This is a genomic window from Pseudomonas sp. REP124, assembly GCF_020164475.1.
GTDB lineage: Bacteria > Pseudomonadota > Gammaproteobacteria > Pseudomonadales > Pseudomonadaceae > Aquipseudomonas.
The window spans coordinates 1-13,581 of the sequence record NZ_JAIQWX010000156.1 but is presented as its reverse complement, the minus strand read 5'-3'; the positions used below and the strand labels follow the sequence as shown (position 1 = coordinate 13,581).

The window sequence follows — 13,581 nt, the reverse complement described above, 5'->3', positions numbered from 1 at the left end:
ACCTGTAGGAGCGAGGCTTGCCCGCGAAGAGTGCCCGAACAGACGCTAGAGATACGGGCTCAAACCACCGCCGCAAAATTCTGCCTGAACTGCTGCGGCGTCACCCCCAGCCTGCGATTGAACACACTGCGCATATGCTGCGCATCACGAAACCCACACTGATACGCCACGGTCTTGAGCGGTGCATTGGTGCTTTCCAGGAACACCCGCGCCGCATCCACCCTCGCCCGCTCGACGAACTCGGCAGGAGTGATTTTTGCCTCCTTGGCGAACACTCGGGAAAAGTTGCGCGCGCTCATGTTGGCGGCGTTGGCGAGGTCGGCGATGGTCAGGTCTCCGGTGAGGTTGGCCAGCACGTACTGCTGGACCATCGCCACCGCTGAGGTCGGTTCGGCGTGGGGCGTGAGGAAAGGGCTGAATTGCGACTGGCCGCCCGAACGCTGGGTGAACACCACCAGCCGCTTGGCCACGCTCAGCGCCACGTCAGGACCATGATCGCGGCCCAGCAGGTACAACGACAGGTCGATCCCCGCCGTGACCCCGGCCGAGGTATAGAGCTCGCCATCCTGGGCGTACAGGCGATCGGCTTCCACCTTGGTCGACGGGCAGAGCGTCGCCAGCATCGCGGCGTCATCCCAGTGGGTCGTTACGGTCCGGCCTTCCAGCAGCCCCGCGCGGGCGAGCATGAAGGCGCCGTTGCAGATCGAACCGAAGCGCGACGCCCGCCCGCAGGCGTCGCGAAGCCAGGCATCGAAGGTTGCACCGAAATCCATGAACGGCAATTGCGGTCCGCCGGCGACCAGCAGCAAGTCGTAGTCTTGCGTCGCCTCGCTGAAATGCCGGTGAGCGTTCAGGGCCAGGCCGTTGGAGCAGGCCATCGCGCCATGCTCGACGCCGATCACCTCCAGCCGATAGTGATCCTCGGGCGCCAGGAACCGGTTGGCCTCGGAAAACACATCCATGGGGCCGGTGACGTCCAGCGACTGGACGCCGGCGAAGACGACGATGGCGACGGTTTTGTGCATGCTTGAATCACCCTCGATGGCTCTGGAAACACCCCACACCTGTAGCAGCTGCCGAAGGCTGCGTCCGGCTGCGGAGCAGTCGATAAATCAGGCACCGCAGCGTCTCAGGTAAAACGTATGTGAATGGTTTTACGACTGCTTCGCGGCCGGACGCAGCCTTCGGCAGCTGCTACAGGTACGGTGTCAAAGTTAGCCAATCCGGGGGCAACAAGCGAGGCTGGCGCGATATCGCTGTTCATTGGCAAGGATCGCAGCCATGGATCGATTGTCCGGTTTTGGGTGCGCGAACACACTGGATTCCTCAGCGCCGCCACGGCGTTTCACCCCGAGGAAGCCCCCATGAGCACCACCATTGCCGGTATCAAAATCCCTGACAGCGCCCTGGCCAAAGCCGCCACCGAATACATCCGCGATATCGAATCCGACCTGCTCTACCACCACTCCCGCCGGGTGTTTCTGTTCGGCGCGCTGAGCGGTGAACGCAAGCAGCTGGCCTACAACCCGGAGCTGCTGTACATCGGGGCGATGTTCCATGACATCGGCCTGGTGGAAGGCTATCGCACTGACACCGAACGCTTCGAAGTCGATGGCGCCAACGCCGCGGCAGCGTTCCTCAAGCCTTACGGTTTCAGCGATGACGATATCGAGCAGGTGTGGCTGTCGATTGCCCTGCACACCACCCCAGGCGTGCCGCAGCACCTGCGCCCGACCGTGGCGCTGGTGACCGCCGGTGTCGAGATGGACGTGCTGGGCATGGACTACGCGGCGTTTTCCACCGTGCAGCGCGAAGCGGTGGTGCATGCGCATCCACGGGGTGAAGGCTTCAAGGAATGCATCATCTGCGCCTTCGCCGGCGGCTTGCGCCATCGTCCGCAGACCACGTTCGGCAACGTGAAGACCGATGTACTGGTGGATCAGGAGCCTGGGTTCAAGCCGATGAACTTCGTCGAGGTCATCCGCAATTCGCCTTGGGTTTCCTGATCTGGATCAACACAAAACAACTGTGGGAGCGGGCTTGCTCGCGAAGAGGGAGTGTCAGTCGACATCTTTGTTGACTGACCCACCGCATTCGCGAGCAAGCCCGCTCCCACATTGGATCGAGTTTGACTTCAGGATCGAGGCCAGTCCCTTACGCCGCTTCCGGCGCTTGCGAACGACGCACGTCCGGCTGTTTCCAGGACTCGGCAGCGCCTTCTTCGATGGCTTGCTGGATCGCACGCTTGCGCGCTTCTTCGGCGCGGCGGCCGAAGAACCAGACCAGGAAGGTCATCAGCGATACCGCCAACAGAATCAGGCTGGCCACGGCGTTGATCTCCGGCTTCACGCCCAGACGTACCGCCGAGAACACTTCCATCGGCAGGGTCGTGGAACCCGGGCCCGAGACGAAGCTGGCCAACACCAGGTCATCCAGCGACAGGGCGAAAGACATCATGCCGCCCGCCGCCAGCGATGGCGCGATCATCGGGATGGTGATCAGGAAGAACACCTTCCACGGCTTCGCACCCAGATCCATGGCCGCCTCTTCGATGGACAGGTCCAGCTCACGCAAGCGCGCCGACACCACCACCGCCACATACGCCGCACAGAACGTCGTGTGAGCGATCCAGATGGTCACGATGCCGCGTTCCTGCGGCCAGCCGATCATCTGCGCCATCGCCACGAACAGCAGCAACAGCGACAGACCGGTGATCACCTCAGGCATAACCAACGGCGCAGTAACCAGGCCACCGAACAGCGTGCGGCCCTTGAAGCGGGTGATGCGCGTCAGCACGAACGCGGCGAGCGTACCCAGCGCGACCGCTGCAATCGCCGTGTAGCAGGCGATTTCCAGCGAGCGCACTACCGAGCCCATCAGCTGCGTGTTATCCATCAGGCCGACGTACCACTTGATCGACCAGCCGCCCCACACCGTCACCAGTTTGGAGGCGTTGAACGAGTAGATCACCAGAATCAGCATCGGCAGGTAGATGAACAGCAGACCCACGACCAGCATGAAACTCGAGAAACGGAAGCGCTTCATTCTTTACCCTCCATTTCCTTGGCCTGACTGCGGTTGAACAGGATGATCGGCACGATCAGGATCGCCAGCATCACCACCGCCAGGGCGGACGCCACCGGCCAGTCACGGTTGTTGAAGAACTCTTGCCAGAGCACTTTACCGATCATCAGGGTTTCCGGGCCGCCGAGCAGTTCAGGGATCACGAACTCACCCACCACCGGGATGAACACCAGCATGCAGCCGGCGATGATGCCGTTTTTCGACAGCGGGATAGTGATCTTCCAGAAGCTGTTGAAGGTGCTCGAGCCCAGGTCCGATGCGGCTTCGAGCAGACTCTGATCATGCTTCACCAGGTTGGCGTACAGCGGCAGGATCATGAACGGCAGGTACGAATACACCACGCCGATATAAACCGCCAGGTTGGTGTTGAGGATCTGCAGCGGTTCGCTGATCAGGCCCATGCTCATCAGGAAACCGTTGAGCAGACCGTTGTTGCTGAGGATGCCCATCCACGCATACACGCGGATCAGGATCGCGGTCCAGGTCGGCATCATGATCAGCAGCACCAGCACCGTTTGCACTTCTTTACGGGCACTGGCGATGGCATAGGCCATCGGATAGCCGATCACCAGGCAGAGGATGGTGCTGATCAGCGCCATCTTCAACGAGCCGAGGTAGGCAGAGATGTACAGCTCGTCGCCGGCGAGCATCGCGTAGTTGCCCAGGTTGAGCAGCACTTGCAGCTTCTGCTCGGCGTAACTGTAGATCTCGGTGTACGGCGGAATGGCCACGTCGGCTTCGGCGAAGCTGATCTTCAGAACGATGAAGAACGGCAGCATGAAGAACAGGAACAGCCAGACGAAAGGGACCCCGATGACCAGTTGACGGCCACCGGGAATTATTCGATTGAGGCGACGTTTGAATTTGCGCATGTTCATGAGCGAAGTACCACGCCGCTGTCGTCTTCCCACCACACGTAAACCTGGTCACCCCAGGTCGGACGTGCGCCACGGCGTTCGGCGTTGGCGACGAAGGACTGGACGATCTTGCCGCTCGGCAGCTCAACATAGAACACCGAGTGCCCGCCCAGGTAGGCGATGTCGTGGACCTTGCCGCTGGACCAGTTGTATTCGCAGGTCGGCATGGTTGGCGTGACCAGCAGTTTTTCCGGACGAATCGCGTAGGTCACGGACTTGTCCTGCACCGAAGTGCTGATGCCGTGGCCCACATAGATCTGGCGGTCCAGGTCCTTGCAGGTGATGGTCGCGTGACCTTCGGCATCGTCGATCACTTCACCGTCGAAGATGTTGACGTTGCCGATGAATTCGCAGACCAGGCGGCTGGTCGGGGTTTCGTAGATGTCGATCGGGCTGCCGATCTGGGCAATCCAGCCCAAATGCATGATCGCGATGCGTTCGGCCATGGTCATGGCCTCTTCCTGGTCGTGGGTCACCATCACGCAGGTCACGCCCACGCGCTCGATGATCTCCACCAGCTCCAGTTGCATCTGCGAACGCAGTTTTTTGTCCAGTGCGCCCATCGGCTCGTCGAGCAGCAAAAGCTTCGGACGCTTGGCCAGGGAACGGGCCAGGGCCACACGCTGACGTTGACCACCGGACAGTTGATGCGGCTTGCGCTTGGCGTACTGGGTCATCTGCACCAGCTTGAGCATGTCGGCCACGCGGGCATCGATCTCGGCGGCCGGCAGCTTGTCCTGCTTGAGGCCGAAGGCGATATTCTGCGCCACGGTCATGTGCGGGAACAGCGCGTAGGATTGGAACATCATGTTGATCGGCCGCTCGTAGGGCGGCATGTCGGTGATGTCTACGCCGTCGAGGAAGATCCGTCCTTCGGTCGGTCGCTCGAAACCGGCGAGCATGCGCAGCAGGGTGGATTTGCCCGATCCCGAACCGCCGAGCAGGGCGAAGATCTCGCCCTTCTTGATTTCCAGGGACACATCGTCCACGGCAACCGTCTCGTCGAACTTCTTCGTGACCCGGTCGATTTTGACCAGCACCTGCTTGGGTGACTGGTCGCCCTCGAGGGCTTTCTTATAGGCGCCGGAGGCAACTGCCATTTGCGAAACTCCCAACAAAATTTGAAGTTCGCTCAAGTTGAACGAACCCTGGATAGTTTGAGCCTTGAAGCTATTTACCCGACTTGACCTTGGTCCAGCTGCGGGTCATCAAACGCTGAATGTTCGGGGGCAGCTCGATGGACACGTAAGTCTTGTCGAGCACCGCCTGGGGTGGATAAACCGATTCATCGGTGCGAATGGACTGTTCCATCAGTTTGTCCGACGCCGGATTCGGGTTGGCGTAACCGACGTAATCGCTGACTTGGGCGATCACTTCAGGTTTGAGCAAATAGTTGATGAACGCGTGTGCCTCTTTGACGTTGGCCGAGTCCTTTGGAATCGCCAGCATGTCGAACCACAGTGCGCCGCCTTCCTTTGGAATCGAGTAGGCGATATCCACGCCCTTCTTCGCTTCCTCGGCACGGGTCTTGGCCTGGATGAAGTCGCCGGAGAAACCGACGGCCACGCAGATATCGCCGTTAGCCAGGTCGCCGATGTATTTGGAGGAGTGGAAGTAGGTTACGTAAGGACGAACCGCCAGCAGCTTGGCTTCGGCCTTCTTGTAGTCTTCGGGGTTGGTGCTGTTGGGGTCCAGGCCCATGTAGTTGAGGACCGTGGGCATCATTTCATCGGCGGAGTCGAGGAAGGACACGCCGCAACTCTGAAGCTTCTTGATGTTCTCCGGTTCGAAGACCACAGCCCAGGAATCGATCTTGTCGACGCCCAGCACAGCCTTGACCTTCTCGACGTTGTAACCGATGCCGTTGGTGCCCCACAGGTACGGCACGGCGTACTGGTTACCCGGATCGTTCTGCTCCAGACGCTTGAGCAGCACCGGGTCGAGATTTTTGTAGTTGGGCAGCAGCGACTTGTCGAGCTTCTGGAAAGCCCCGGCCTTGATCTGCTTGCCCAGGAAATGGTTGGACGGCACGACCACGTCGTAGCCGGTGCGCCCGGCCAGCAACTTGCCTTCCAGGGTTTCGTTGGAGTCGAACACGTCGTAGACCGGCTTGATGCCGGTCTCTTTCTGGAAGTCCGCCAGGGTGGTCTCGCCGATGTAATCGGACCAGTTATAAATATGCACGGTACCGGCGGCCTGGACACTGGCGGCAAGCGTCAGTCCGGCGCCGAGCAGCATGGCATTGCGCAACAAAGAAGAAATAGGCAAGTGGAGGTCCTCTAAATGAGTTGGGCCCAAGTTGCCCCGCGTTACATGACAGTCAGGACTGTCTGGCAACAAACCGGCGCGCAACTTACCCTCGAAAAACCGTTCCAGCAAACATTATGAAAATCCCCTGTAGGAGCGAGCACGCTCGCGATGGTCGTCAACGATAACGCGGGATGCCTGACACCCCATGGCGCTGCGACTTTCTTCGCGAGCATGCTCGCTCCTACAGTGGGTTAGCGCTTACTTACCGGATTTGATCTTGGTCCAGCTGCGAGTCAGGATCCGCTGGGTCGCCGCCGGCAGGTCAGCAATCGCGTACAGCTTGGCCAGCACGTCCGCCGGCGGGTAGATGCCCGGGTCGCTGGTGATGTCTTTATCAACCAGAGCAGTGGCGGCAGCGTTACCGTTCGGGAAGCGTACGGCGTTGGTGATTTCAGCCATGATTTCCGGCTTCTGCAGGAAGGTCATGAACTTGTAGGCGCCTTCGACGTTTTCGGCATCTTTAGGGATGGCGACCATGTCGTAGAAGCTGCCTGCACCTTCTTTCGGAATGTTGTAGCTGACCTTCACCTTGTCACCGGCTTCGGCGGCGCGGGACTTGGCCTGGTAGATGTCACCCGAGTAACCCACGGCGACGCAGATGTTGCCGTTGGCAAGGTCCGAGATGTACTTGGAAGAGTGGAAGTAGGCGATCGAAGGACGGACCTTCATGATCAGCGCTTCAGCCTTGTCGATGTCTTCTTTCTTCTGGCTGTCGGTTGGCAGGCCCAGGTAGTGCAGCGCCACCGGAATCATCTCGGTTGGCGAATCCAGCAGGCTGATGCCGCAGGACTTCAGCTTGGCGGCGTTTTCAGGCTTGAAGATCAGGTCCCAGGAATCCACCGGAGCGTCCGGGCCCAGTGCAGCCTTGACCTTCTCAGCGTTGTAGCCGATGCCGATCGAACCCCACATGTAAGGGAAGGCGTGTTCGTTGCCCGGGTCGCTGACCGATACGGCCTTGAGCAGATCGGTGTTCAGGTTCTTCCAGTTAGGCAGCTTGGACTTGTCCAGCTTCTGGTAAACGCCGGCCTTGATCTGTTTGGCCAGGAAGTTGTTCGACGGTACGACGATGTCGTAGCCGGACTTGCCTGCCAGCAACTTGGCTTCCAGGGTTTCGTTACTGTCGAAGACGTCGTAGACAACTTTGATGCCCGACTCGTCTTCAAACTTCTTGATGGTGTCCGGAGCGATGTAGTCGGACCAGTTATAGACGTGCAGTACCTTGTCGTCTGCCTGGGCCGCACTCGCCATAATGCCCATCAGGGACATGGCGAGGAGAGTCTTGCCAGCAAGCTTTTTTCCTAATGCCTTCATGCGTTGATGCTCCAAATTTTTTCTTTTTTTGAACCACTTTGTTCAGCGGCCGAAACCGGACAACTGGAACCGCGGCTAGTCTGGCAAGATCCACGGCGGTCTTTCAAGGAAAGGCCGCCGTTTAAGGATGCCCCGAGCGAAAGTTTCATGTCTTGCGCTCAGAGCCTAGCACTTAGCCCTGCAAAGCACTCAGGGTCAGGTCCAGGCACTTGCGCGCCTTGGTCACCAGCTCATCGATCTCCGCAGGGGTGATCACCAGCGGTGGCGCGATGATCATGGTGTCGCCCACGGCGCGCATGATCAGGCCGTTGTCGAAGCAGAACTGGCGGCAGATCATGCCCACGCCCTTTCCTTCGTAACGCTTGCGCGTGGCCTTGTCCTGCACCAGTTCGATGGCCCCCAACAGACCCACCCCGCGAACTTCGCCCACCAGTGGGTGATCGTTCAGTTCACGCAAACGTTTCTGCAAATACGGTGCCATTTCGCTGTGTACGCGCTCGACAATCTTCTCGTCGCGCATGATGCGGATGTTTTCCAGCGCCACCGCTGCCGCCACCGGGTGCCCGGAGTAGGTGAAACCGTGGTTGAAATCGCCGCCTTCGTTGAGCACTGCCACCACTTCATCGCGAACGATCAGGCCACCCATCGGGATGTAGCCGGAGGTCAGGCCTTTGGCGATGGTCATCATGTCGGGCTTGAGGTCGTAGAAATCGCTGCCGAACCACTCGCCGGTACGGCCGAAACCGCAGATCACCTCGTCCGCCACGAACAGGATGTCGTACTTGGCGAGGATTTCCTTGATGCGCGGCCAGTAGGTCTCTGGCGGAATGATCACGCCGCCGGCACCCTGGATCGGCTCGGCAATGAAGGCCCCGACGTTGTCGACGCCGACTTCCAGAATCTTCTCTTCCAGCTGGTTGGCCGCCCAGATCCCGAACTCTTCCGGGGTCATGTCGCCGCCTTCGGTGAACCAGTAAGGCTGGGCAATGTGGACGATGCCCGGGATCGGCAGATCGCCCTGCTCGTGCATGTAGGTCATGCCGCCCAGGCTGGCGCCGGCCACGGTGGAACCGTGATAGCCGTTCTTGCGGCTGATGATGACTTTCTTGTTCGGCTGACCCTTGATCGCCCAGTAATGGCGAACCATGCGCAGCATGGTGTCGTTGCCTTCGGAACCGGAACCAGTGAAGAACACGTGGTTCATGCCCTCTGGCGCGATATCGGCGATGGCCTTGGCCAGCTCCAGCGCTGGCGGGTGAGCGGTCTGGAAGAACAGGTTGTAGTACGGCAGTTCGCGCATTTGCTTGTTGGCAGCTTCGGCCAATTCATCGCGACCGTAGCCGACCGCCACGCACCAAAGGCCGGCCATGCCGTCGAGGATCTTGTTGCCCTCGCTGTCCCACAGGTAAACGCCCTTGGCATTGGTGATGATCCGCGGACCCTTCTCTTTCAGCTGCTTGAAATCGCTGAACGGGGCCAGGTGGTGATCGTTGCTCAGGGCTTGCCACTCACGGGTTTGCGGGTTGTTGCTGGTCATACGAATCTCCTAAAAAATCCAGGTGAAAGCGCTGCCCGACAGCGGCAGCGCCCGGCGCATCAGACGGCGAACAGCAGGAACTCCCGCTCCCAGGAACTGATGACGCGCTTGAAGTTTTCATGCTCGGCTCGCTTGACCGCGACGTAGCCAGTGATGAAGTTCTTGCCCAGGTATTTCTCGATGGTGGCGCTGTTTTCCATGCGCTCCAGCGCGTCTTCGATAGTCAGCGGCAAGCGCAGGTTGCGGCGCTCATAACCGCGGCCCACCACCGGCGCGCTCGGATTCAAGCCCTCGACCATGCCGATGTAGCCGCACAACAGGCTGGCAGCGATTGCAAGGTATGGGTTGGCATCGGCGCCCGGCAGGCGGTTTTCCACCCGACGGTTTTGCGGCCCCGCATCCGGAACCCGCAGGCCAACGGTGCGGTTCTCTTCGCCCCACTCCACGTTTACCGGTGCCGAGGTATCCGGCAGGAAGCGGCGGAACGAGTTGACGTTGGGCGCGAACAGCGGCAACAGCTCAGGGATCAGTTTCTGCAGGCCACCGATGTGGTGCAGGAACAGCTGGCTCATGGTCCCGTCTTCGCTGGAGAAGATGTTCTTGCCGGTCTCGATGTCGATGATGCTCTGGTGCAAGTGCATGGCACTGCCAGGCTCGCCGGTCATAGGCTTGGCCATGAAGGTGGCCGCCACGTCATGCTTGAGCGCGGCTTCGCGCATGGTGCGCTTGAACACCAGGATCTGGTCGGCCAGGGACAAGGCATCGCCGTGACGGAAGTTGATTTCCATCTGCGCCGTGCCGTCCTCGTGGATCAGCGTGTCGAGGTCCAGCTCCTGCAGTTCGCACCAGTCGTAGACGTCCTCGAACAGCGGGTCGAATTCGTTCGCCGCCTCGATGGAGAACGACTGGCGACCGATTTCCGGGCGCCCGGAACGGCCGATCGGCGGTTGCAGCGGATAGTCCGGGTCGTCGCTGCGCTTGGTCAGGTAGAACTCCATTTCCGGCGCCACGATCGGCTGCCAGCCCTTGTCGGCATAGAGTTTGAGGACCTTCTTGAGCACGTTGCGCGGCGACAGCTCGATCGGGTTGCCCTGCTTGTCGTAGGTGTCGTGGATCACCTGGGCGGTCGGCTCGATGGCCCACGGCACGAGGAACACCGCGTTCTGGTCGGGACGGCAGATCATGTCGATGTCGGCCGGGTCGAGCAGTTCGTAATAGATGTCGTCTTCGACGTAATCGCCGGTCACGGTTTGCAACAAAACGCTCTCGGGCAGACGCATGCCTTTTTCGGCGATGAACTTGTTGGTCGGCGAGATCTTGCCCCGGGTGATCCCGGTCAAGTCGCCGATCATGCATTCGACTTCTGTGATCTTGTGGCTTTTCAACCAATCGGTGAGCTGGTCGAGGTTGTTACTCATAAATGCCTCTAGGCTTTGAGTTTCCTGGCACTTGGGTGTCAGGCGATGTTTGACGCATCGGCGTCGCGTTGGAATATCTATCTAGCACAAGCTATTGGGCTATTTGAGGAAAGCCCCTAAATAAAGCCCCTGCAAACTCATGACGTGCAGAATCGAGAGCGCCACTCTGCACGAAGGCCGAGCCGCCATTGTGAATCGGTTCTATATTGAATGGAGTAACCGTAATGGGTGTGCCATCGAGGCCGTCCAGAATAACGGACGGGGATGGCCCATTCGCCGGGGAGGCGAGGATTGCCGACTTGCCCGCAGCTGCGAAAGCTTCGGGGCCGACCAGAAGGTCGCCATGGATGTGATAAGCATGCAGACCGTTCTGCTCAGAGCAGGCGGCGACGCCGATTATCGACAGGCGAGACATGAAGCACCCCGGTATTATTGCTGTTATGGGTTTGATCCGAGCTTAGCCTTGTTCATTTTTTTACACAACACCCCCGTAAAAAATACAACACGGCCCGCTCAAGCCTGCGGGAGCCATAGCGTCAGAGGGCATAAAAACGCCCCAAAGTGCCCCAAAAAAGCCACACGAGCCCTTTTAGAGGGCAAAAAAGGCCCAGCTTGACTTCGGCATGCCGTTCGGGTTGACTGGAATCCGAAAAGATCAATGATTGATATTTTTAACAACAAAGGTGTTGCATCATGTCGGTACCCCCGCGTGCCGTTCAGCTCAACGAAGCGAACGCGTTCCTTAAGGAACATCCTGAGGTTCTGTACGTTGACCTTCTGATTGCGGATATGAATGGTGTGGTGCGCGGCAAGCGCATCGAACGCACCAGCCTCCACAAGGTTTACGAGAAAGGCATCAACCTGCCGGCCTCTCTTTTTGCTCTGGATATCAACGGCTCTACGGTGGAAAGCACCGGCCTGGGCCTGGACATCGGTGATGCTGACCGAATCTGCTATCCAATCCCCGATACCCTGTGCAACGAGCCATGGCAGAAGCGCCCGACCGCGCAACTGTTGATGACCATGCACGAACTCGAAGGTGACCCTTTCTTCGCCGACCCGCGGGAAGTCCTGCGCCAGGTCGTGGCCAAGTTCGACGAGCTGGGCCTGACCATCTGCGCCGCGTTCGAACTGGAGTTCTACCTGATCGACCAGGAGAACGTGAACGGTCGTCCACAGCCGCCTCGCTCGCCAATCTCCGGCAAACGCCCGCACTCGACCCAGGTCTACCTGATCGACGACCTCGACGAATACGTCGACTGCCTGCAAGACATTCTTGAAGGCGCCAAAGAGCAAGGCATCCCGGCCGACGCCATCGTCAAGGAAAGTGCCCCGGCGCAGTTCGAAGTGAACCTGCACCACGTGGCCGACCCGATCAAGGCCTGCGACTACGCGGTATTGCTCAAGCGTCTGATCAAGAACATCGCCTACGACCATGAAATGGACACCACCTTCATGGCCAAGCCGTATCCAGGCCAGGCGGGTAATGGTCTGCACGTCCACATCTCGGTGCTCGACAAAGATGGCAAAAACATTTTTGCCAGCGAGGATCCCGAGCAGAACGCCGCGCTGCGTCACGCGATCGGCGGTGTGCTCGAGACCCTGCCAGCTCAGATGGCTTTCCTCTGCCCGAACGTGAACTCGTACCGTCGTTTCGGCGCGCAGTTCTATGTGCCGAACTCGCCAAGCTGGGGTCTGGACAACCGCACCGTGGCCCTGCGCGTACCGACCGGCTCCGCCGACGCAGTGCGCCTGGAACACCGTGTTGCCGGCGCCGACGCCAACCCGTACCTGCTGATGGCTTCGGTCCTGGCGGGCGTGCACCACGGCCTGACCAACAAGGTCGAGCCACCGGCACCGACCGAAGGCAACAGCTACGAGCAGAACGAGCAGAGCCTGCCGAACAACCTGCGCGATGCACTGCGCGAGCTGGACGACAGCGAGGTCATGGCCAAGTACATCGATCCGAAGTACATCGACATCTTCGTCGCGTGCAAGGAGAGTGAGCTGGAGGAGTTCGAACACTCCATCTCCGACCTTGAGTACAACTGGTATCTGCATACCGTTTAAGTGGTTGTACTGAAAATCGAACGCCGCCGGCCTCATAGCCTGCGGCGTTTTTTTTTGGGGTTCTTTCAGTGGGACCGAGGCGCCTGCTTCGCGAGCAAGCCCGCTCCCACATTGGATCGGTGTTGAATGAAGATTTGGTGTTCACCGGCGATCTAATGTGGGAGCGGGCTTGCTCGCGAAGGCGGCCTGCAAGACAACACAGAAGCCTGCTCGTACAATGCCCGCTGCCCCGCAGGAGACTCCAATGACACGCGTAGCCAGCCCCCGCAAACCCCGCGCAGCCAGCCAGGCCCGGATCGATTCGATTCTCGATGCGGCGCGCACGCTGCTGGCGGCCGAGGGTGTGGCCAGTCTGTCGATCTACAGTGTCGCCGAGCGCGCGCAGATCCCGCCCTCCTCGGTCTACCACTTCTTCGCCAGCGTCCCGGCCCTGCTCGAAGCGCTGACCGCCGATGTCCACGCCGCCTTCCGCGCCTGTCTGCAAGCCCCCATCGACCACGCCACGCTCAACAGCTGGCGTGACCTTTCGCGCCTGGTGGAGCAACGCATGCTGGCCATCTACGGCGCCGACGCCGCCGCCCGCCAGTTGATCCTCGCCCAGCACGGCCTCACCGAAGTCACCCAGGCCGACCGTCAGCACGACATCGAACTGGGCGACCTGATGCACAAGTTGTTCGACCATCACTTCGAATTGCCGAAGCTACCGGATGATGTGGATGTGTTTGCGCTCGCCATGGAGCTGGGAGACCGGGTGTACGCGCGCTCGGTGCAACAGCACGGGCAAATCACCCCGCGCATGGCCGAGGAAGGGATGCGGGTGTTCGATGCGTATCTGGGGCTGTATTTGCCGCCTTACCTGCCAAAGCGCGGCGGTCTGGCCTGAGATCTTCGCCAGCCTCTCTGGCCTCTTCGCGAGCAAGCCCGCTCCCACAGG

12 protein-coding genes and 1 pseudogene are annotated in these 13,581 nt (G+C 59.9%); 4 read left to right on the top strand and 9 right to left on the bottom strand.

The genetic code is table 11. The features are described 5' to 3' along the window. Nucleotides 1–59: 59 nt before the first annotated feature. On the bottom strand, nt 60–1,025 hold the full coding sequence (locus K9857_RS25785) for a GlxA family transcriptional regulator (protein WP_224540639.1): 966 nt from the start codon (nt 1,023–1,025) through the stop codon (nt 60–62). A gap of 339 nt (nt 1,026–1,364) precedes the next feature. Between K9857_RS25785 and K9857_RS25780 the strand changes: the two genes are divergently transcribed. Beyond that, nucleotides 1,365–2,006 (top strand): HD domain-containing protein, encoded by a 642-nt coding sequence (locus K9857_RS25780; protein WP_224540637.1) that lies wholly within the window; start codon nt 1,365–1,367, stop codon nt 2,004–2,006. A 148-nt stretch (nt 2,007–2,154) separates the two neighbouring features. Here K9857_RS25780 and K9857_RS25775 read toward each other — a convergent pair whose 3' ends face one another. The 4 genes from K9857_RS25775 to K9857_RS25760 all read right to left on the bottom strand — a co-directional run bounded on the left by K9857_RS25775 (nt 2,155) and on the right by K9857_RS25760 (nt 6,269). Continuing rightward, nucleotides 2,155–3,045: an ABC transporter permease subunit gene (locus tag K9857_RS25775; protein WP_224540636.1), complete on the bottom strand. Its 891-nt coding sequence runs from the start codon at nt 3,043–3,045 to the stop codon at nt 2,155–2,157. Next, nucleotides 3,042–3,962: an ABC transporter permease subunit gene (locus tag K9857_RS25770; protein ID WP_263488081.1), complete on the bottom strand. Its 921-nt coding sequence runs from the start codon at nt 3,960–3,962 to the stop codon at nt 3,042–3,044. The genes K9857_RS25775 and K9857_RS25770 overlap by 4 nt, the downstream gene beginning before the upstream one ends. Then, a complete protein-coding gene (locus K9857_RS25765) occupies nt 3,959–5,101 on the bottom strand; it encodes an ABC transporter ATP-binding protein (protein WP_224540633.1) in 1,143 nt (380 codons plus the stop codon). Before K9857_RS25765 ends, K9857_RS25770 begins: the two co-directional genes overlap by 4 nt. 70 nt (nt 5,102–5,171) lie before the next feature. Further along, a complete protein-coding gene (locus tag K9857_RS25760; protein WP_318011776.1) occupies nt 5,172–6,269 on the bottom strand; it encodes a polyamine ABC transporter substrate-binding protein in 1,098 nt (365 codons plus the stop codon). Between the two features lie 150 nt (nt 6,270–6,419). Here K9857_RS25760 and K9857_RS25755 point away from each other — a divergent pair. Continuing rightward, nucleotides 6,420–6,500 (top strand): annotated as a pseudogene (locus K9857_RS25755) (outer membrane lipoprotein carrier protein LolA); the annotation flags it as partial. A gap of 9 nt (nt 6,501–6,509) precedes the next feature. Here the strand turns inward: K9857_RS25755 and K9857_RS25750 are convergent. The 4 genes from K9857_RS25750 to K9857_RS25735 form a co-directional block, all read right to left on the bottom strand. Next, complete coding sequence (locus K9857_RS25750; RefSeq protein WP_224540631.1) at nt 6,510–7,622, bottom strand: polyamine ABC transporter substrate-binding protein; 1,113 nt, start codon at nt 7,620–7,622, stop codon at nt 6,510–6,512. 172 nt (nt 7,623–7,794) lie between these two features. Next, a complete protein-coding gene (locus tag K9857_RS25745; RefSeq protein WP_224540629.1) occupies nt 7,795–9,159 on the bottom strand; it encodes an aspartate aminotransferase family protein in 1,365 nt (454 codons plus the stop codon). Nucleotides 9,160–9,218: 59 nt separating this feature from the next. Further along, on the bottom strand, nt 9,219–10,577 hold the full coding sequence (locus K9857_RS25740; protein ID WP_224540626.1) for a glutamine synthetase family protein: 1,359 nt from the start codon (nt 10,575–10,577) through the stop codon (nt 9,219–9,221). Nucleotides 10,578–10,668: 91 nt separating this feature from the next. Continuing rightward, entirely contained in the window at nt 10,669–10,992 is a 324-nt protein-coding gene (locus K9857_RS25735) for a gamma-glutamyl-gamma-aminobutyrate hydrolase family protein (protein WP_224540624.1), read from the bottom strand. A gap of 278 nt (nt 10,993–11,270) precedes the next feature. Between K9857_RS25735 and K9857_RS25730 the strand changes: the two genes are divergently transcribed. Beyond that, nucleotides 11,271–12,647: a glutamine synthetase family protein gene (locus tag K9857_RS25730; RefSeq protein WP_175379679.1), complete on the top strand. Its 1,377-nt coding sequence runs from the start codon at nt 11,271–11,273 to the stop codon at nt 12,645–12,647. A gap of 244 nt (nt 12,648–12,891) precedes the next feature. After that, the gene (locus K9857_RS25725; protein ID WP_224540622.1) at nt 12,892–13,530 is read left to right on the top strand and encodes a TetR/AcrR family transcriptional regulator; all 639 of its coding nucleotides are present in this window, start codon (nt 12,892–12,894) and stop codon (nt 13,528–13,530) included. Nucleotides 13,531–13,581 lie beyond the last annotated feature (51 nt).

Bases quoted from the DNA above. Each gene is read 5' to 3' on its own strand.
- K9857_RS25785 (WP_224540639.1), bottom strand. From the start codon at position 1,025: ATGCACAAAACCGTCGCCATCGTCGTCTTCGCCGGCGTCCAGTCGCTG.
- K9857_RS25780 (WP_224540637.1), top strand. From the start codon at position 1,365: ATGAGCACCACCATTGCCGGTATCAAAATCCCTGACAGCGCCCTGGCC.
- K9857_RS25775 (WP_224540636.1), bottom strand. From the start codon at position 3,045: ATGAAGCGCTTCCGTTTCTCGAGTTTCATGCTGGTCGTGGGTCTGCTG.
- K9857_RS25770 (WP_263488081.1), bottom strand. From the start codon at position 3,962: ATGAACATGCGCAAATTCAAACGTCGCCTCAATCGAATAATTCCCGGT.
- K9857_RS25765 (WP_224540633.1), bottom strand. From the start codon at position 5,101: ATGGCAGTTGCCTCCGGCGCCTATAAGAAAGCCCTCGAGGGCGACCAG.
- K9857_RS25750 (WP_224540631.1), bottom strand. From the start codon at position 7,622: ATGAAGGCATTAGGAAAAAAGCTTGCTGGCAAGACTCTCCTCGCCATG.
- K9857_RS25745 (WP_224540629.1), bottom strand. From the start codon at position 9,159: ATGACCAGCAACAACCCGCAAACCCGTGAGTGGCAAGCCCTGAGCAAC.
- K9857_RS25740 (WP_224540626.1), bottom strand. From the start codon at position 10,577: ATGAGTAACAACCTCGACCAGCTCACCGATTGGTTGAAAAGCCACAAG.
- K9857_RS25735 (WP_224540624.1), bottom strand. From the start codon at position 10,992: ATGTCTCGCCTGTCGATAATCGGCGTCGCCGCCTGCTCTGAGCAGAAC.
- K9857_RS25730 (WP_175379679.1), top strand. From the start codon at position 11,271: ATGTCGGTACCCCCGCGTGCCGTTCAGCTCAACGAAGCGAACGCGTTC.
- K9857_RS25725 (WP_224540622.1), top strand. From the start codon at position 12,892: ATGACACGCGTAGCCAGCCCCCGCAAACCCCGCGCAGCCAGCCAGGCC.